This is a genomic window from Kitasatospora sp. NPDC054939, from assembly GCF_053610105.1.
The window spans coordinates 1-17,955 of the sequence record NZ_JBSGXP010000124.1; the positions used below are offsets into that span (position 1 = coordinate 1).

General features: G+C 76.2%; 13 protein-coding genes. 6 read left to right on the forward strand and 7 right to left on the reverse strand.

Annotation, left to right across the window (positions count from 1 at the left end; all coding sequences use genetic code 11):
- Window positions 1-40 precede the first annotated feature (40 nt).
- Complete coding sequence (locus ACWGB8_RS28345; protein WP_452216471.1) at window positions 41-679, forward strand: class F sortase; 639 nt, start codon at window positions 41-43, stop codon at window positions 677-679.
- A 103-nt stretch (window positions 680-782) separates the two neighbouring features.
- Here the strand turns inward: ACWGB8_RS28345 and ACWGB8_RS28350 are convergent, their stop codons facing one another.
- The 4 genes from ACWGB8_RS28350 to ACWGB8_RS28365 form a co-directional block, all read right to left on the reverse strand.
- On the reverse strand, window positions 783-1,967 hold the full coding sequence (locus ACWGB8_RS28350; protein WP_452216456.1) for an acyl-CoA dehydrogenase family protein: 1,185 nt from the start codon (window positions 1,965-1,967) through the stop codon (window positions 783-785).
- A 54-nt stretch (window positions 1,968-2,021) separates the two neighbouring features.
- Window positions 2,022-3,956 carry an ATP-binding protein gene (locus ACWGB8_RS28355; protein WP_452216457.1) on the reverse strand — a complete coding sequence of 645 codons (1,935 nt, stop codon included), beginning with the start codon at window positions 3,954-3,956 and terminating at the stop codon, window positions 2,022-2,024.
- Window positions 3,957-4,115: 159 nt separating this feature from the next.
- Window positions 4,116-5,714 carry an acyl-CoA carboxylase subunit beta gene (locus ACWGB8_RS28360; RefSeq protein ID WP_452216458.1) on the reverse strand — a complete coding sequence of 533 codons (1,599 nt, stop codon included), beginning with the start codon at window positions 5,712-5,714 and terminating at the stop codon, window positions 4,116-4,118.
- Window positions 5,711-7,507 carry an acyclic terpene utilization AtuA family protein gene (locus ACWGB8_RS28365; protein WP_452216459.1) on the reverse strand — a complete coding sequence of 599 codons (1,797 nt, stop codon included), beginning with the start codon at window positions 7,505-7,507 and terminating at the stop codon, window positions 5,711-5,713. Before ACWGB8_RS28365 ends, ACWGB8_RS28360 begins: the two co-directional genes overlap by 4 nt.
- 414 nt (window positions 7,508-7,921) lie before the next feature.
- On the opposite strand from ACWGB8_RS28365, the gene mgrA reads away from it, so the two are divergent.
- Window positions 7,922-8,968, forward strand: a complete 1,047-nt coding sequence (gene mgrA / locus ACWGB8_RS28370) for an L-glyceraldehyde 3-phosphate reductase (protein WP_452216460.1) — start codon at window positions 7,922-7,924, stop codon at window positions 8,966-8,968.
- 18 nt (window positions 8,969-8,986) lie between these two features.
- On the opposite strand, the gene ACWGB8_RS28375 is transcribed toward mgrA, so the two are convergent.
- Window positions 8,987-9,496 (reverse strand): GNAT family N-acetyltransferase, encoded by a 510-nt coding sequence (locus tag ACWGB8_RS28375; RefSeq protein WP_452216461.1) that lies wholly within the window; start codon window positions 9,494-9,496, stop codon window positions 8,987-8,989.
- Window positions 9,497-9,524: 28 nt separating this feature from the next.
- Window positions 9,525-10,904, reverse strand: a complete 1,380-nt coding sequence (locus ACWGB8_RS28380; RefSeq protein ID WP_452216462.1) for a caspase family protein — start codon at window positions 10,902-10,904, stop codon at window positions 9,525-9,527.
- A 487-nt stretch (window positions 10,905-11,391) separates the two neighbouring features.
- On the opposite strand from ACWGB8_RS28380, the gene ACWGB8_RS28385 reads away from it, so the two are divergent.
- The 3 genes from ACWGB8_RS28385 to ACWGB8_RS28395 all read left to right on the forward strand — a co-directional run bounded on the left by ACWGB8_RS28385 (window position 11,392) and on the right by ACWGB8_RS28395 (window position 13,403).
- On the forward strand, window positions 11,392-12,393 hold the full coding sequence (locus ACWGB8_RS28385) for an aldo/keto reductase (RefSeq protein WP_452216463.1): 1,002 nt from the start codon (window positions 11,392-11,394) through the stop codon (window positions 12,391-12,393).
- Between the two features lie 79 nt (window positions 12,394-12,472).
- On the forward strand, window positions 12,473-13,195 hold the full coding sequence (locus tag ACWGB8_RS28390) for an ARPP-2 domain-containing protein (RefSeq protein ID WP_452216472.1): 723 nt from the start codon (window positions 12,473-12,475) through the stop codon (window positions 13,193-13,195).
- 130 nt (window positions 13,196-13,325) lie between these two features.
- Window positions 13,326-13,403, forward strand: coding sequence for a 50S ribosomal protein bL37 (locus tag ACWGB8_RS28395; protein WP_452216473.1), 78 nt, complete (start codon window positions 13,326-13,328; stop codon window positions 13,401-13,403).
- 99 nt (window positions 13,404-13,502) lie between these two features.
- Here ACWGB8_RS28395 and ACWGB8_RS28400 read toward each other — a convergent pair whose 3' ends face one another.
- Entirely contained in the window at window positions 13,503-14,594 is a 1,092-nt protein-coding gene (locus tag ACWGB8_RS28400; RefSeq protein WP_452216464.1) for an ADP-ribosylglycohydrolase family protein, read from the reverse strand.
- 373 nt (window positions 14,595-14,967) lie between these two features.
- Here ACWGB8_RS28400 and ACWGB8_RS28405 point away from each other — a divergent pair, with 373 nt between their 5' ends.
- Complete coding sequence (locus ACWGB8_RS28405) at window positions 14,968-17,787, forward strand: M4 family metallopeptidase (protein WP_452216465.1); 2,820 nt, start codon at window positions 14,968-14,970, stop codon at window positions 17,785-17,787.
- The last annotated feature ends 168 nt before the right edge of the window (window positions 17,788-17,955 follow it).

Sequence of the window (17,955 nt, forward strand, 5' to 3'; positions counted from 1 at the left end):
GGGACCGCACCCGCTGGCCGTGGGGGCCGTCGCCATGACGATGGTCGCCGGGGCCTGGCTGGTGAAGGACGGCGCCATCGGGGACGGCGGACCGCCGCTCCCCCCGACCCCGGCGGCCGCCCCCGCCGCCGGGGCCGCCGACCCTGCGAGCCCGTCCGGGCTCCCGGCCGAGCCGGCCACCCCGACCGCACGGATCACCCGGCCGGCCGGCCCGGCGCCGCTCCCGCCGTCCGCCCCCACCCGGATCAGGATCCCGGCGATCAAGGTCGACGCGCCCGTCACCGGCCTCGGCCTGGACGCCGCCCGGCACCTGGCGACCCCGCCCGTCGAGCAGCGCAACCTGGTCGGCTGGTACCGGGACGGCGCGACCCCCGGCGCCCGGGGCAACGCCCTCGTCCTCGGCCACGCCGACACCCGCAGCGGGCCCGCCGTGTTCTACCGGCTCGGCCTGCTGCGCCGCGGCCACACCGTCGAGGTGGTCCGCACCGACCGCCGCACCGCGGTGTTCACCGTGGACGCCGTCCAGGTCTTCCCGAAGAGCACCTTCCCGGACGCCGCGGTGTACGGCGACACCCCGGGGGCCGAACTGCGGCTGATCACCTGCGGCGGCAAGTTCGACAAACGCACCGGCTACGAGTCCAACACCGTGGTCTTCGCGCATCTCACCTCCGTCCGCTGACGTCCGGTGACGTCCGCCGAGGCCCGGTGAGGCCCGGTGAGGTCCGGTGGGGTCCGGTGGGGTCCGGTGGGGTCCGGTGGGGTCCGGTCGGGCGCCGGGCCGGTCAGTACGAGCGGGGCAGGCCCAGGCTGTGCTGGGCCACGTAGTTGAGCACCATCTCCCGGCTGACCGGGGCGACCCGGCCGACCCGGGTCGCGGCGAGCAGGGCGGCGAGCCCGTACTCCTGGGTGAGCCCGTTGCCGCCGAGGGTCTGCACCGCCTGGTCGACCGTGCGGGCGGCCGCCTCCCCCGCCGCGTACTTGGCCATGTTGGCGGCCTCGCCGGCGGCCTGGTCGTCGCCCGCGTCGTACAGCAGCGCCGCCTTCTGGGTCATCAGCCGGGCGCACTCGACCTCCACCGCGCACTGGGCCAGCGGGTGGGCCAGGCCCTGGTGGGCGCCGATCGGCACGTCCCACACCGTACGGGTCCGCGCGTACTCCACCGCCCGGCCGAGGGCCTGCCGGGCGAGGCCGAGGGAGAAGGCGGCGGTCATGATGCGCTCGGGGTTCAGGCCGGCGAACAGCTGCAGCAGCCCGGCGTTCTCGTCGCCGACCAGGGCGTCGGCGGGCAGCCGGACGTCGTCCAGGAAGACCTGGAACTGCTTCTCGGGGGAGACCAGCTCCATCGGGATCGGGTGGTACTCGAAGCCCGGCGCCTCGCGCGGGACGACGAACAGGGCGGGCTTCAGGCGGCCGGTGCGGGCGTCCTCGGTCCGGGCCACGAACAGCACCGCGTCGGCGTGGTCGATCCCCGAGACGAACACCTTGCGGCCGGTGAGCAGCCAGTCCTCGCCGTCGCGGCGGGCGGTGGTGGTGATCCGGTGCGCGTTGGAGCCGGCGTCGGGCTCGGTGATGCCGAAGGCCATCCGCCGGGTGCCGTCGGCCAGCCCCGGCAGCCACTGGCGCTGCTGCTCCTCGGTGCCGTAGCGGGCGATCACCGTGCCGCAGATCGCCGGGGAGACGATCAGCATCAGCAACGGGCAGCCGGCGGCGCCGAGTTCCTCCAGCACGATGGCGAGGTCGGTGATGCCGCCGCCCCCGCCGCCGTGCTCGGCGGGCAGGTTGGCGCCGAGGTAGCCCGCCTTGCCGGCCTCGGCCCACAGTTCGTCGGCGGGCTGCCCGGCGCGGGCCTTGGCGAGGTAGTAGGCGGAGCCGTAGCGGTGGCCGAGGTCGGCGACGGCGCGGCGCAGGGCCCGCCGTTCCGGGGTCTCGATGAGCGGGGTGCCGGGGGTGGTGCGCGGTGCGGACATGAGGGGTCCTTCCGTGCGGGTGCGGGGAGTCGTGTGTGGCGGACGGCGCTGGGGCTACGGGGCGGCGGGGCGGACGACGGCGAGCAGGGCGCCGGGTTCGACCTGGCGGCCGGGGGCGGCGTGGAGTTCGGTGAGGACGCCGTCGGCGGGGGCAGTGACGCGGTGCTCCATCTTCATCGCCTCCAGCCAGAGCAGCGGCTGCCCGGCCGTGACGGTGTCGCCGACCGCCGCGGCGAGGCGCACCACGGTGCCGGGCATCGGGGCGAGCAGGGCGCCCGGTTCGGTGGGGGCGACGGGATCGGGGAAGCGGTCCACGGCGGTCAGGGCGGTCGCCCCGGTCGGGCTGTCGACGAAGACCCGGTCGCCGTACACCGCGACGTCGTACGGGCGGCGCAGGCCCGCGACCTCCAGCACCACCCGGGTGGCTCCGGCCTCGACCAGCCGGACGTCCGGCTGCCCCTCGGCCTCCAGCCCGGCCCGGGTGAGGCGGTAGCGCACCTCGTGGGTGTGGCCCTGGGTGTCGGTGTACCGCTTGGACTGCGGCTGCGAGGGCAGGTTGCGCCAGCCGGAGGGCAGCGCGGTCCGGCGGGCGGCGGCGTCCGCGAGGGCGGCCGCCAGGGCGGGCAGCGGGTCGGGCGCGGACTTCAGCAGCTCGGGCAGGTGCTCGGCGAGGAAGCCGGTGTGCATCCGACCGGCCCGGAACTCCGGGTGGCGCAGCACCGCGGCGAGCAGCTCCCGGTTGGTGACCGGACCGTGGACGCGGGCCCGGGTGAGGGCATCGGCCAGCAGCCGGGCGGCGCCCTCCCGGGTGGGCGCCCAGGCGACGGCCTTGGCGAGCATCGGGTCGTAGTGGACGCCGACGGTGCTGCCCGCGGACACGCCGGAGTCCAGCCGCAGTCCGCTCGACCGGCCCGGGACAAGATCGAACTCCACCACCGCTCCCGGGAGTTCGAGCAGGTGGAGCGGGCCGGTCTGCGGCTGCCACGCCCGGGCCGGGTCCTCGGCGTACAGGCGGGCCTCGATCGCGTGGCCGCGCGGGGCGGGCGGTTCGGCGGCGGGCAGCGGCCGGCCCTCGGCGATCTCCAGCTGCAGCGCGACCAGGTCCAGCCCGGTGACGCACTCGGTGACCGGGTGCTCCACCTGGAGGCGGGTGTTCATCTCCAGGAAGTGGAAGCGGCCGTCGGCCTCCAGCAGGAACTCGGCGGTACCGGCCCCGGTGTAGCCGATCGCCCGGGCGGCGGTGACCGCGGCGGCGTGCAGGGCGGTGCGCACCGGCTCGGGCAGGCCGGGCGCCGGGGCCTCCTCGACGACCTTCTGGTGGCGGCGCTGCAGCGAGCAGTCGCGGTCGCCGACCGCCCAGACGGTGCCGTGGGCGTCGGCCAGCAGCTGCACCTCGACGTGCCGGCCGGCCGGCAGGTAGCGCTCGCAGAACACCTCGTCCGAGCCGAAGGCCTTCGCCGCCTCGGCGCGGGCGGCGGCCAGCTGCGGCGCCAGCTCGTCCAGCCGGTGCACCACCCGCAGGCCGCGGCCGCCGCCGCCCGCCGCGGCCTTGACCAGCAGCGGCAGGTCGGCCTCGGCGGGCTGCGCGACGGCGTCGAGCACCGGGACGCCCGCGGCGGCCATCAGGCGCTTGGCGGCGGTCTTGGAACCCATCGCGGCGATCGCCGCGGGCGGCGGGCCGATCCAGGTGAGCCCGGCGTCGAGCACGGCCCGGGCGAAGTCCGCGTTCTCGGAGAGGAAGCCGTAGCCCGGGTGCACGGCGTCCGCCCCGGCCGCCAGCGCGGCCCGCACCAGCAGGTCGGCGCGCAGGTAGGTGTCGGCGGGCGCGGCGCCGGGCAGCCGCACGGCGGCGTCGGCCTCCCGGACGTGCGGGGCGTCGGCGTCCGGGTCGGAGTGCACGGCGACGGTGGCGATGCCGAGGTCGCGGCAGGTGCGGAAGACCCGGCGGGCGATCTCGCCCCGGTTGGCGACCAGCAGGGTGGTGATCATGTGGTGGGTGCCCCTCGTAGTCACGGGTTGCTGCGCCGGCGCGGGCGGCGGCGGTCCGGGCGGCGGCGTCGCGGGCGGCGGTCCGGCGCGGGTCGCGGTCCGGCGCGGGTCGCGGCGGTCCGGGTGGTCGGCTGGTGGCCGGGGCCTCCCGGGTGCGCCTCACATCCGGAAGACGCCGTAGCCGCGGGCGCCCTCGACCGGTGCGTTGTGGATCGCGGAGAGGCAGAGCCCGAGGACGGTCCTGGTGTCCCGCGGGTCGATCACCCCGTCGTCGTAAAGCCGGCCGGAGAGGAAGACCGGCAGCGACTCCGCCTCGATCTGCTGCTCGACCATCGCCCGGATCGCGGCGTCCGCCTCCTCGTCGTACGGCTGCCCCTTGGCCGCCGCGGACTGCCGGGCGACGATCGACAGCACCCCGGCGAGCTGCTGCGGGCCCATCACCGCCGATTTGGCGCTCGGCCAGGAGAACAGGAACCTCGGGTCGTACGCCCGCCCGCACATGCCGTAGTGGCCGGCCCCGTACGAGGCGCCCATCAGCACGGACAGGTGCGGAACCCGGGAGTTGGCCACCGCGTTGATCATCATGGCGCCGTGCTTGATGATGCCGCCCTGCTCGTAGGCGGTGCCGACCATGTAGCCGGTGGTGTTGTGCAGGAAGAGCAGCGGGACGGCCCGCTGGTTGGCCAACTGGATGAACTGGGCGGCCTTCTGGGACTCCGGGCTGAACAGCACGCCCTGCGCGTTGGCGAGGACGCCGACCGGGTAGCCGTGCAGCCGGGCCCAGCCGGTGACCAGGCTGGGGCCGTACAGCGGTTTGAACTCGTCGAAGTCCGAGCCGTCGACGATCCGGGCGATCACCTCGCGCGGGTCGAAGGGCACCTTGAGGTCGCCCGGGACGATGCCGAGCAGGTCCTCCTCGTCGTACGCGGGCGGCGCCGCGGCGAGGTCCGGGAAGGGGCCCGGCTTGCGGTGGTCGAGCCGCGCCACGATCCGGCGGGCGAGCCGGCAGGCGTCCGCCTCGTCCACGGCGAAGTGGTCGGCGAGGCCGGAGGTGCGGGCGTGCATCTCGGCGCCGCCCAGCGACTCGTCGTCGGCCTCCTCGCCGGTGGCCATCCGCACCAGCGGCGGCCCGCCGAGGAAGACCTTGGCCCGCTCGCGGACCAGCACGGTGTGGTCGGACATCCCCGGCACGTAGGCGCCGCCGGCCGTGGAGTTGCCGAACACCACGGCCACGGTGGGGATCCCGGCGGCGGAGAGCCGGGTCAGGTCGCGGAACAGCGCCCCGCCGGGGATGAAGATCTCCTTCTGGCTGGGCAGGTCGGCGCCGCCGGACTCGACCAGGTTGATCAGCGGCAGGCGGTTGGCGAGCGCGATCTCGTTGGCACGCAGGGCCTTGCGCAGCGTCCAGGGGTTGCTGGCCCCGCCGCGCACGGTCGGGTCGTTGGCCGTGATCACGCACTCCACGCCCTCGACCGTGCCGATCCCGGTGACCAGCGCGGCGCCCACCGGGTGGTCGCTGCCCCAGGCGGCGAGCGGGGACAGCTCCAGGAACGGCGCGTCCTGGTCGAGCAGCAGCTCGATCCGCTCGCGCGGGAGCAACTTGCCGCGGGCGCGGTGCCGTTCGACGTACTTGGGCCCGCCGCCGGCCAGCGCCTTGGCGTGCTCGGCCCCGATCGCGGCCAGTCCGTCGAGCATCGCGGCCCGGTTGGCGGCGTGCTCGGCACCGGTCGGGTCGATGCGGGTGGGCAGGACGGTCACAGCAGCGCCTCCGGGACGTCGAGGTGGCGGGAGCGCAGCCACTCCCCCAGGGCCTTGGCCTGCGGATCGAAGCGGTGCTGGGCGGCGACGCCTTCGCCGAGCAGACCGGTGAGGGTGAAGTTGACCGCGCGGAGGTTCGGCAGCAGCTGCCGGGTGATCGGCAACCCGGCGGCCTCGGGCAGGAGTTCGCGCAGGCGCTCGACGGTGAGGGTGTGCGCGAGCCAGCGCCAGCCGGCCTCGTCGCGGGCCCAGACGCCGAGGTTGGCGTCGCCGCCCTTGTCCCCGCTGCGGGCACCCGCCACCAGGCCGAGCGGGGCGCGCCGGGTGGGCCCGGGCTCGGGCGGCTCGGGCAGCGGTGGTTCGGGCAGCGGCGGTTCGTTCGGCTCGGAGAGTGGCGCGGCGGCCCGGCGGGTCGGGGCCGGTGGGACGGGCATCCGGTGCCCGTCGGGCAGGACGGCGGTGTGCTCCACCAGTCCGGCGTCGACGTACGCGGCCTCGAACACCCCGTACGGCGAGCCCGGGCCCGGCGGGGCGGTGAGGTGGAAGCCCGGGTAGCCGGCCAGGCCCAGTTCGACGGCGGCGCGGCCGAGTTCGCGTCCGACCTTGGCCGGGTCGGCGTCCCGGGCGGTGAGGCGCAGCCGGGCGGACGCGGCCTCCTCGGTGGGGGCGTCGGGGTGGTCGGTGCGGGCCAGGGTCCAGCGCAGTTCGGCGGGTCGCGCCTCCGGGGCGAGGGCCTCGGCGAACTGGCGGCGCACCAGCTCGGCCTTGGCCCCGATGTCGAGCCCGGTCAGCACGAACTCCAGTTCGTTGCGGTGGCCGCCGAGCCGGTTGAGGCCGACCTTCAGGGCGGCGGGCGGCGCCTCGCCCCGGACGCCGTCGATGCGGACCCGGTCCGGGCCGTCCGCGCCGAGCCGTACGGTGTCCAGGCGGGCGGTGACATCGGGTCCCAGGTAGCGTGCCGCGCCCGTCTCATACAGGAGTTGGGCGGTGACCGTTCCGACGGTGACCGCGCCGCCGGTGCCCGGGTGCTTGGTGATCACGCTGCTGCCGTCGGCGTGCACCTCGGCGAGCGGGAAGCCGGGGCGGGTGGTGTCGTGCTCGCCGAAGAAGGCGTAGTTGCCGCCGGTCGCCTGGGCGCCGCACTCCAGCACGTGGCCGGCCACCACGGCCCCGGCGAGCGCGTCCAGGTCGTCCGGCTTCCAGCCGAAGTGGGCGGCGGCCGGGCCGACGACCAGGGCGGCGTCGGTGACCCGTCCGGTGACCACCAGGTCGGCGCCCGCGGTCAGGCACTCGGCGATGCCGAACGCCCCCAGGTAGGCGTTGGCCGCCAACAGGTCCGGCGGAAAGCCGAGTTCGGCACTCCGGGCGAGCAGGTCGTCGCCCTCCACGCGGGCGATCCGCGGTGCGAGCCCCTGGCGCTCCGCCAGTTCGGCGATCGCCTCGGCGAGCCGGGCCGGGTTGAGGCCGCCGGCGTTGACGACCAGCCGCACCCCGCGCTCCAGGGCGAGGCCGAGGCAGTCCTCCAGCTGGCGCAGGAAGGTCCGGGCGTAGCCGAGGCGCGGATCGCGCAGCCGGTCCCGGGCCAGGATCAGCATGGTGAGCTCGGCGAGGTAGTCCCCGGTGAGCACGTCCAGCGGGCCGCCGGTCAGCATCTCGCGGAAGGCGGTGAAGCGGTCGCCGTAGAAGCCGGAGGCGTTGCCGATCCGCAGCGGGGCCGCGGGCGCGGCCGGCGGAGCGGAGCGGGCCGACGGCTCGACTGCCCTGGTGGTGCCCGAGGTTGAACGCGAACGCATGGCTGGGCCTCCCCCTGCCGGTGGCCTTCGGGTCGGCAGCAGCGTGGCACCGGCGCAGGAAAAAAGCAATCATGCTTGCTTGTTTTGGCCGGAACGAGCGACCCGGCGGCCCGGTCCGGCCACGACGGTCTGGACCACGACGGTCAGGGGCACGACGGTCAGGGGCACGACGGTTACGCGGCCGGCGGGAGTTCGGCGCGCTCAGGGGGGTGCGCCGGGTACGCCGGAGCCCCGGACCTGCGGGAACCGCGGGCGAGGGGGAGCATGGAACCGGAGGCAGCCGGCCCCGCCGGTGGTGCCTGCCCGCCGGCGGCGGGTGGGGCGCAGCGCGAGCCGTACCCGGTGCAGCGAGCCACGACCGGTGGCGGGCCACTTCGATCCCTCGATTGCCGACCTGCCATCGGCGGAGCAGCCATGAACCACCTCGCGGATCCCCAGCGCTACAACGGTGTCATGCAGTACCGGCGCACCGGGCGGTCGGGCCTCGACCTCCCGGTGCTGTCGTTGGGCTACTGGCACAACTTCGGGGACGACCTGCCGTTCGAGACGCAGCGGGAGATCGCCCTGCGGGCCTTCGACCTCGGCATCACCCACCACGACCTGGCGAACAACTACGGCCCGCCGTACGGCTCCGCGGAGGAGAACTTCGGGCGCCTCGTACGGCAGGACCTCCGCCCGTACCGGGACGAGCTGGTGGTCTCCACCAAGGCGGGCTGGGACATGTGGCCCGGGCCCTACGGACAGGGCGGCGGCTCGCGCAAGTACCTGCTCGCCTCGCTCGACCAGTCGCTCGGGCGCCTGGGCCTGGACTACGTGGACATCTTCTACTCCCACCGGCCCGACCCCACCACCCCGCTCGAGGAGACCATGGCGGCGCTGGACACGGCGGTCCGCCAGGGCAAGGCCCTGTACGTCGGCATCTCGTCCTACGGGACCGAGCACACCCGGCAGGCGTCGGCGATCCTGCGCGAACTGGGCACCCCGCTGCTGATCCACCAGCCCTCGTACTCCATGCTCAACCGCTGGATCGAGACGGAGCATCTGCTGGACGCCGCCGGTCAGGAGGGCTTCGGCGTGATCGGCTTCACCGCGCTCGCCCAGGGCCTGCTGACCGGGCGCTACCTCGACGGGGTGCCCGCGGACTCGCGCGCGGCCCAGGGCAAGTCCTTCACGACGGACTGGCTCACCGAGGAGATGCTGCGCCGGCTGCGCGCGCTCAACGACCTCGCGCACGGCCGCGGGCAGACCCTGGCCCAACTGGCGCTGGCCTGGGCGCTGCGGGACGACCGGGTCACCTCGCTGGTAATCGGCGCGTCCCGCACCGGACAGTTGGAGCAGAACGTGGCCGCCCTGGCGAACCTCGACTTCACGCCGGACGAGCTGGCGCGGATCGACGAGCTCACCGCCGCCGGCGGCGACGTCGACCTGTGGCACGGCGCCCGCACCGGGGCCCTGGGCTGAGCGGGCGGTGACGCCCCGTCACCGCAGCGGGGCGGCCATCTCCAGTTCCAGGGCCGAGGGGTCGAGCCGGTAGGGCTCGCTACCGCCGGTGAACGCGAAGCCGCGGCGCCGGTAGAACGCCTGGGCGCGCTCGTTCTGCTCGTGCACCCGGAGGACCATCCGGTCCGCTCCGCCGTCGCCGCGCGCCCAGGCCGTCACCGCGTCGAGCAGGCCGTCCGTCACCCCGCGTGCCCGGCCGCGGTGGTCGGGGTGCACCCAGACGCCCATCAGCACCGCGGTGCCCGGCTCCGGCGTCATCGCCAGCATGGTGCCGACCCACTCCCCCGTCGCGCCGTCCACCGCGACCAGCCCGACGCACCCGGGCTCGTTCACCCGGATCGCCCGGAAGCGCCACTCCTCGTCGCCGTGGGCCAGCGCGGTGCTGTAGGTCTCCATGAACGCCATCGGCGTGTCCTGCAACTGCTCCAGCCGGACGGCGCGCAGCCGCTCCCAGTCCCCGGGCCGGATCCGCTCGTAGCGGTACGCCATGGCGCTCCCCCTCGTCGTGCCGTGGTGATCACCAGCAGGATAGGCCCCGGACCGAACGGGCGTCCGAGGGATGCGGCGGGGTGGCCGCCCGGGCGCGGGGGCGGGGGCCGGGGCGCGACTGGGGTCCGGCCCCCGGCCTCCCGGGCGGCACCGGGATCACGTTGGCCGCCACCCGCACGGTGGCCTCCCCGGTCGGGCCGCGCAGCACGGCCTCCCCGCGCAGGAGCCCGGCCTCGGCGGTGTCCACCGACAGGTCCACCCCCTGCGGCGCGTCGGCGATGTGCAGCCACGGCGGTGCGCCCTGCGGGGTGCAGGTGCGGGCCAGCGGCGGGCCGAGCAGGGCGAGCGTGCGGTGCGGTGCGGGGCCGCCGAGTTCGACGATGCCGAAGTCCGCCTCGGATTCGACGGGCGTGAGGGCGACGTCGCGCAGCGCCTGTTCGGCCGGTTCGGCGATCATGCGGATGTCGGTGTCGACGACCTCCGCCAGCGCCTCGTACGCACCGAGGGCGGCGGCCACGTCGGGGCCGGCGAGCCGGGCCCGCAGCTCGGTGACCGCGCCGAGCCGGGTGAACATGTTGGGGTCGGTCATCGCGGCCCGCAGGTCGGCCGGGACCGGCTCGGGGCGCAGCCGGCGGCGGGGGCTGTGGGCGAGGTAGAGGTCGCCCGGCAGTTCGAAGCTGCGGCTGGGCGTCTGGTGGGGGTTGCGCTCGTGCACCCGGTCGAAGACGTACTCGTAGAGCTCGTCGAGCGAGACCCGGCCGTCCTCGTCGCGGTCGGCCTCGCCGGTGGCCAGGCCCTCGACCACGGCGCTGGTGAACAGCGACGGCCGGCGCACCGGGCCGTCGCTGAGGGTGTCGCCCTCGAAGGCGTACTCCATGGCGTTGGAGGCGGTGATGACGGCCCAGCCGCGCCCGCCGCCGAGCTTCCCCGCCTCGAAGGACTCCAGGACGTCGACCGAGCCGCCCGCCCGCGTCTGCGTGCCCCGGGAGAACGCGCCGCCGTAGCAGCAGTCGAGCAGCAGGACGATGCTGCGCGAGCGGCTCTCGCGCATGCAGCGCCGGACGAACGCGGCGGGCACGGCGGTGGAGGCGAGCCGGTTGGGCCGGGTGTTGGTGGCGGCGAAGTACAGGTCGCCGGAATCGCTCTTCAGGCCGTGGCAGGAGAAGTGCAGCAGCAGGACGTCGGGCGGGCGGCGTTCGGCGAAGAAGTCCTCGATCCGGCCCTCGATGACGTGCGCGGACTCGTTGCGGATCACCTCGACGTCGAACGCGCCGATCTGCGGGTCGCCGAGCACGCCGCCGAGCGCCACCGCGTCCTCCGCGGGCGAGCGCAGTTGCTTCAGCCCCTCGTCGGCGTAGGCGTCGTTGGCGACGATGAGGGCCTGGCGCCGGCCGTCCGTGCCGTTCACCGGGTGCCGTCCGGGGTCGGGTCAGCGGTTCGCTTCGGCGCCGGCGTGCCGGGATCGGTGCCCTCTTCGTTCAGAACCAGGCGCAGCTCCTCGGCCATCGCCTCACCCACTCAGGCCTGGGCCGGCGGCCGTCCGGTGCGGCGCCTGTCGGGTCGATGCCGAGTCGGCGTGTCGATGCCGGGTCGGTGTCGGGTCGGCGCCGTGCCGGGGGTCGGGCCCGCGGATCTCGGTGGTTCCACGCTACCGGCCGGAGCCGGGCCGCGCGATGCCTCCCCGGGTACCCCGGCCGTCGCCGTCGGTGACCGGCCGCGGCGGGCCACCGAACGGGGTGCGGGGGTGCGAGGGGGGTCGGCGGTGCGGGGGCGGGGCGGAGCGGCGGCGGGGGCCCGGCCGGACACCCGCGGGTGATCGATAGGGTTCGGGTACGAGCGGGCCCGCGACCGCTCGCCGCACATCGCACGCCGCACGCCGTCGAAGGGACCCCGCCATGCCGACCGCCCCCGCCACCGGAACCGGACCCGCCGCAGGCCCCTCGATCGCGCGGTTCGGCCTCGGCACGGCCGCCGTCGGACGGCCCGGCTACATCACCCTTGGGCGGGACCTCGACCTGCCCGCCGACCGCAGCGTCGAGGCGCTGCGCGAGCGGACCCACGCCCTGCTCGACGCCGCCCACGCCGCCGGGGTGCGGTACTTCGACACCGCCCGCTCGTACGGCCGCGCCGAGGAGTTCCTCGGCGCCTGGCTGGACACCCGGCCGGAGGCGGCGGCGGACGTGGTGGTGGCCAGCAAGTGGGGCTACACCTACACCGCCGACTGGCGCACCTCCGGGGTGCCGGTGCACGAGGTCAAGGAGCACTCGACGGAGGTGTTCGACCGCCAGATCGGGGAGACCAGGGCCCTGCTGGGGGCCCGGCTGCAGGTGTACCTGGTGCACTCGGTCACCCCCGACAGCCCCGCGCTGACCGACCCCGCGCTGCACGCCCGACTGGCCGCGCTGGCCGCCGAGGGCGTCCGGGTCGGCCTGTCCACCAGCGGCCCCGCGCAGGCCGACACCGTCCGGGCGGCGCTGGAGGTGGCGGTCGACGGCCGGCCGCTGTTCGGCGCCGTGCAGTCCACCTGGAACCTGCTGGAGCCGTCCGCCGGACCGGCCCTCGCCGAGGCCCACGCGGCCGGGTGGCTGGTGGTCGTGAAGGAGGGCATGGCCAACGGCCGGCTCGCCGACCGCAACGCCACCGGCCCCGACACGGCGGCCCTGCGCGCGCTCGCCGCCCGGACCGGCGCCTCCTGCGACGCCCTGGCGCTGGCCGCGGCCGCCGCCCGGCCGTGGGCCGACGTCGTGCTCTCCGGCGCGGCCACCACCGGGCAGCTGGCCTCCAACCTCGCCGCCGCCGGGCTCGACCTCGCGCCCGACGAGCTGGCCGCGCTCACCGTGCTCGCGGAACCGGCCGAGGCGTACTGGCGCACCCGGTCCGCACTGGCCTGGGCCTGACGGCCCCCGGGGGCAGAGCGGCGGGGCGGCGGGGCGGACCCTGTTACGGTCGTCGGGGCCGACCGGGTCCGACCGGGCGCTGCGCCGGGGCCTCTCGCCGCGCGCCGAGGAGGCGTACCACGGCGAGCAGGTGCACGGACTGGCCGACGCCCTGCGGCTGTTCGAGATCCACCCCGGCCAGTGCGGGGTCGTGCTGTACGTCGCCGACGCGCTCGCCGCCGCCTTCGCCGTACCGCACCCGGACGACTACCGGGCGCTGCCCCGCAGCCTGCTGCTCGACCTGTACGGCGAGCTGGTCCACCACTACGCCACGCTCGCCGCCCCGATGCCGGAGTTCCGCGCCGACCTGGGCGCCGCCCGGATCCGGTCGCTCGCCGACCTGCGGGCCGCCGTGGAGCAGCAGGAGCACGACTGGGCGGGCTTCCACGGCACCGCGATGGCCGGCGGACTGCTCGACGCCGCCTACCGCGGCAGCACCGTCCGCCGGCTGGGCCGCTTCACGCTCACCCGCTTCCTGCCGGACTTCCTCCCCAAGCAGGAGAACCACCTCGGCGAGGCGGTCACCGACGAGCACGGCCGGATCGCCTACCTCAAGACCTTCCGCCTCTCCGAGAACCAGGTCCGCCGCGGGCACCTGCTGGACCGCCTGGCCGCCCACGACTGGCACCTCGCCCGCACCGCCGCGGACCTCGGCATCGGCGAGCCGCAGCTCGGCCCGCGCCTGGAGTCCGCAGGCTTCGGGTACCTGCTGCGCCAGGACGTCCTGGACCACTACCGCAGCCGGGCCCGGCGCGGACGGTAGGCCGTCGGGCACCGCGCGGACGGTGGCGCGTCGGGCACGGCCGGCGACCGGTCGCCGACGCGCCGGGCGGGCGGCGGTGTGAGACCTTGGACGGAGCGAACCGGCGGGGGCGAACCATGGAGGAGAGGCCATGTCGTCGAAGCGACGCCGCAAGAAGAAGACCCGTCGCAACAACAAAGCCAACCACGGCAAGCGGCCCCAGTCCTGAGCGGACCCGGCCCACCCCGGCCCGGTGCCGGCCCGAGCTCCTCGGGCCCGCCACCGGGCCGACGCCGTCGGGCGGACGGGAACGGGCGGGCCTCCCCCGTCACCAGCCCGGGTAGCGGACCCGCCAGTGCGGATCGCGGGCCCGCTGGTACTCGCCGCCCCCGGGCGAGTCCACGTACTGCTGCAGCAGGTCCCGGGCCAAGGTGTCCAGCTCCCAGGCGAGTTCGAGCCGGCCGAGCAGGCCGACCGGCAGGGCGCCGACGCCGTGCGCGGCCCCGAGCAGCGCACCGGCCGTGGTCGCCACCGAGCAGCCGTCCGGCGCGCCGGCCGCGAACTGCAGGGCGCTGCCGACGGTCTCGCGGCCCGGGAAGCGGGAGACGACCAGCAGGGCGCCGAGCAGCGCCGAGGCGGCGGTCGCATCCGGGGCGATCCGGGCGAGCTGCGCGGGGTCCGGTGCGCCGGCGGGGTTCCACAGCAGGTCGAGCACCGTTTCCGGGGTCTCCGGGGGCGGTAGCGGCAGGCTGCGGACCACGAGGTCGAACGGATGGCCGTCGGCCGGCCGCGCCTGCGTCCGCGCGCGGATCGGATCGTCCCCGGTGAGGCAGGCCGCCGCCAGTCCGGCCGCCAAAACGGCCGCCCCCTGGGCGTCCGGGGCGCCGTGGGTCAGCGCGGCGGTCTCCCGGACCGACTGGGCACAGTCCTCCGGCCCCGACAGGGCCCACGGGACGCCGAGGGCGAGGGCGCGGGTCAGCGCGTGCGCCCCGCGGCTCCCGTTCACCGGCTCCGTCGGGCTCCCCTTGCTCCCCCCGTTCAGGGCCGCCGTGGTCGCCGGCGCCGAACCGCGGCGCTCGCGCAGCGCCGGCACCTGGGCGAGCCAGCCGTCCGGCCAGGGCCGGTCGGTGCCGCCCGACCACTGCTCGGCGATCCGGGGCGACGCGGCGCCCTGCACATGAGCCCAGCGGCCGTAGGCGTGCCACACCACGGACGGCCCGTGGCAGATGCCGCGGTGGTTCATCCGCATCGACGCGCGGATGGCCCCCTCGACGGTGAAGGCCGCCAACTGCGTGGCCACCCCGATCCGAAGCGGCCCGGCCTCCGGCCACCGGCCCCGGACCACACCCGCCGCGTCGCCCAGGGCCGCCCCGAGCACCAGCCCCCGCACCCGCGCCTCGTCCACCCCTGCGTGCACCATCGCCCGCCTCCCCCGTTGCCTTCGTCGATCGACGGGGATACCCCATCACGCCGGGGCGAGCCGACGGGGGTGCGGGCGGGGCGGTAGGGCGGGACGCGGCGGCGGGGCCGCCGGGGATGCGGGTGGGGCGGTAGGACGGGCCCGCGGCGGGCTGCACGGGGGCGGGGCGGGGGCGGTTCAGCGGTGCGGGCGGATTCTGCGGGCGGGGTCGGTTCGTGCCCCTTCGGACACCGGGCGGCGGTGCCCGGGTGCAGGGGTGGCGGGCTGCCGGTACCCCTTCGCCCACCGGCCTGGACGGATCGGCCGTCCACGAAACAGCATCGGGTGACAGTTCGTCACATCACCACCGCTGCCCATTCCGTGGAGGACCGAAGTGCACCCACGTTCCCGTCCCAGGGCCACGGCGCTCGGGGCGAGCGCCGCCCTGAGCCTGGCGCTCACGCTCACCCTCGGCGCCTCCCCCGCCCTGGCCGCCCCGCCGGGCCCGGGCGCCGAACCCGATCCCGTCCCGGGCCTGGTGGCCGGGGAGGGCACCGCCGCACCGCAGTTGGTGACCGGGCTGGCCGAGGCGGCTCCCGGCAGTCCGGGCGAGGCGGCCCGGGCCCATCTCGCCGCGCACGCCGACCGGTACCGGATCGACGCCGGGAAGCTGACCGAGCTTGCGGTCGAGAGCACGGCCGCCGACCGGCACACCGTCCGGTTCCAGCAGGTGCACGGCGGTGTGCCGGTGCTCGGCGGGCAGTACCTGGTGCGCCTCGTCGGAGAGGGTGCCGGCCAGCGGGTGGAGTCCGCCGGCGGCAAGTACTTCACCGGGCTGACCGCGCCGACCACCGCCGCCGTCCCCGACACGGTGCTGCGCAGGGCGGCGCTCGGTACGGTCGCGGACCCGCGCGCCCGGGCCGAAGCCACCGCCGAGGACCGCGGCGCGATCGTCCTGCCGGGCGGCGCCGGGCGGTTGACCCGGCACTTCACCGTGCGCTCGGTCGACCCGGCCACCGGGGAGCGGCAGGCCCGGGAGGTCTACGTGGACGCCGTGCTCGGGGCGGTCGCCCTCGCCCACGACGCCCAGAGCCCGTTCCTCGCCGCCGGCAGCCGCAGCGGCACGGACGCCGGGTCCGCCCCCGGCACCGACCGCGCCGCCGACGCCCACACCGCCCGTACCGCCACCGCGAGTGCCGCCGACCGCGCCGGGTCCGCCCCCGAGCCCGCCACCGGCACCGCGCCGAACATCCTGGGCCGCACCGTGCCGGTGGACGTCGCCCGCCAGCCGGACGGGAGCTACCGGCTGGTCGACCTCACCCGGTCCGGCGGCATCAGCACCTACGACGGCACCGGCCGGGACTACACCGAGTTCGGCGGTCCGATACCCGACGACTTCCCGCCGGTCGGCTCGCCCGGCCCGGCCTTCCCGGCGGCCACCGGCACCAGCGGCGCCACCGACGCCCACGTCAACGCCGGCACCGTGTACGACTTCTACCGCGACCGGCTGGGACGGCAGGGGATCGACGGCAAGGGCGGCCCGATCGTCTCCGTGGTGAACGTGAGCAACGGCGGCCAGCCCTTCCCGAACGCCTCCTGGGACGGGCGCAAGATGATCTACGGGAACGGCGACGCCAAGTTCCGCCCGTTCTCCGCGGCCCTCGACGTGGCCGGCCACGAGATGACCCACGGCGTCATCCGGAGCACCGCCAACCTGGTGTACGCCGGGCAGTCCGGGGCCATGAACGAGGCGCTGGCCGACTACTTCGGCAACGCCGTGGAGGTCACCGCCCGCGGCATCCCGATGACCGACCCGCGGGCCGCGCTGCTCGGCCAGGACCTCTGCCGCACCGGCACCCCCGAGGAGTGCGCGCTCCGTCGGCTGGACGACCGGCGCACCACCGTCGACCACTACCTCGGCGCCGGGAACGCCCTCGACAGCGGCGGCGTGCACCTCAACTCCACCATCTTCAGCGGCGCACTCTGGGACGTCCGGCGCACCCTCGACCCGCTCGTCGCCGACCGGCTGGTCTACCGCGCCCTGACCGAGTACCTCACCCCGCTGGACGACTTCGTGGACGGGCGCAACGCGGTGCTCGCCGCGGGCCGCTCCCTCGGCCTGAGCCGCGCCGAACTCCGCACAGTGGCAAGGGCGTTCGACGCCCACGGGATCCGGTCCGGCTGGCAGAGCCGGCTCGGGACGGACAGCCGCCCGCTGCTGCAGGACGTCTCCACCCCGGTCGGGCCCGCCGCCGGCGGCGGCCACTGGGTGTCGAGCAACTCCGACGGCCAGGGCGGCACCGCCCTCTACACCGGCTCCACCACCGTGCCCGGCACCCCGACCCGGCTCAGCCCGCCGGACGGGCGGATCCACGGCTGGCCCGCCACCGACGGCCGCACCGCCGTCTGGCTGGCGATCGGGCCCGACTCCGAAGGCACCTGGGCGACGGAGGTGCTGGCCCGCCCGCTGTCCGGAGGGCAGATCCGCAGCCTGTTCAAGTCCTCGGTCGCCTCCCCCACCGGCGTGCAGGTGTCCGGCGGGGACATCGCCTTCACGGTGACGGACTCCACGAGCGACCGCACCCGGGCCCACCTCTCCCGCAACGGCGGGCCGGCAGTGGAGCTCCCGCTGCCCGACGGCCACACCCTCGGGACCGTCACCCTCCGGGACGGCCTGCTCGGCTGGATCGAGTCCTGGACGACCGCGGACGCCGCCGTGCAGGCGCCCACGATCCACTCGATCGCCGACGGCCGGGTCACCGTCCAGTACCCGGTGAGCGCCCCGAAGGGCACCCAACCGCCGTACCTCGCCGCCCCGGCCCTCGCGGACGGCCGGCTGGTCTGGCTGGACGTGCCGGCGGACCGCAAGGGCGGCACCGCGATCCGTTCCGGCGCCGCGGACGGCTCGGGGGTGACCACCCTGCTCGCCGCCGACGCACCCCACACCCCGACGGGCACCCTCGAGGTCACCGTCTCCGATCGGGCCGTCACCTTCCAGGAGCAGGGCCCGAAGCCGAGCACCGGCTGGTCGAACGCCGCGCTCCCGAAGCTGTACCAGCTCCCGGTCACCGGCGGCGCCCCCGTGCGGCTCTCCTGCAACCGGGGCAGCCAGTCCGCCCCCGCCGCCGACCAGGGCACCCGGGTCGTCTGGCTGGACGCCACGGCCGGCCGCCAGGACCTCGCGGTCCGCAACCGCCCGGCGGTCGCCTGCTGATTCCACCGGTCGCCTGCTGATCCGGGCCTCCGCGACCGCAGGCCTCGCCGTGGGGCCCCGGGGCCCGGGGGGCCGGGGGGGGGGGGGTGGGTTGGTGGGGGGGGGGGGGGGGGGTGCGTGGGGGGGGCGCCCCCCGCGGGCCACGACCCGGGGGTCGTTGGTGGTGAG

Excerpts from the sequence above, each read along its gene's own strand:
- ACWGB8_RS28345 (WP_452216471.1), top strand. The coding sequence starts at position 41 with ATGGTCGCCGGGGCCTGGCTGGTGAAGGACGGCGCCATCGGGGACGGC.
- ACWGB8_RS28350 (WP_452216456.1), bottom strand. The coding sequence starts at position 1,967 with ATGTCCGCACCGCGCACCACCCCCGGCACCCCGCTCATCGAGACCCCG.
- ACWGB8_RS28355 (WP_452216457.1), bottom strand. The coding sequence starts at position 3,956 with ATGATCACCACCCTGCTGGTCGCCAACCGGGGCGAGATCGCCCGCCGG.
- ACWGB8_RS28365 (WP_452216459.1), bottom strand. The coding sequence starts at position 7,507 with ATGCGTTCGCGTTCAACCTCGGGCACCACCAGGGCAGTCGAGCCGTCG.
- mgrA (WP_452216460.1), top strand. The coding sequence starts at position 7,922 with ATGAACCACCTCGCGGATCCCCAGCGCTACAACGGTGTCATGCAGTAC.
- ACWGB8_RS28375 (WP_452216461.1), bottom strand. The coding sequence starts at position 9,496 with ATGGCGTACCGCTACGAGCGGATCCGGCCCGGGGACTGGGAGCGGCTG.
- ACWGB8_RS28385 (WP_452216463.1), top strand. The coding sequence starts at position 11,392 with ATGCCGACCGCCCCCGCCACCGGAACCGGACCCGCCGCAGGCCCCTCG.
- ACWGB8_RS28395 (WP_452216473.1), top strand. The coding sequence starts at position 13,326 with ATGTCGTCGAAGCGACGCCGCAAGAAGAAGACCCGTCGCAACAACAAA.
- ACWGB8_RS28400 (WP_452216464.1), bottom strand. The coding sequence starts at position 14,594 with ATGGTGCACGCAGGGGTGGACGAGGCGCGGGTGCGGGGGCTGGTGCTC.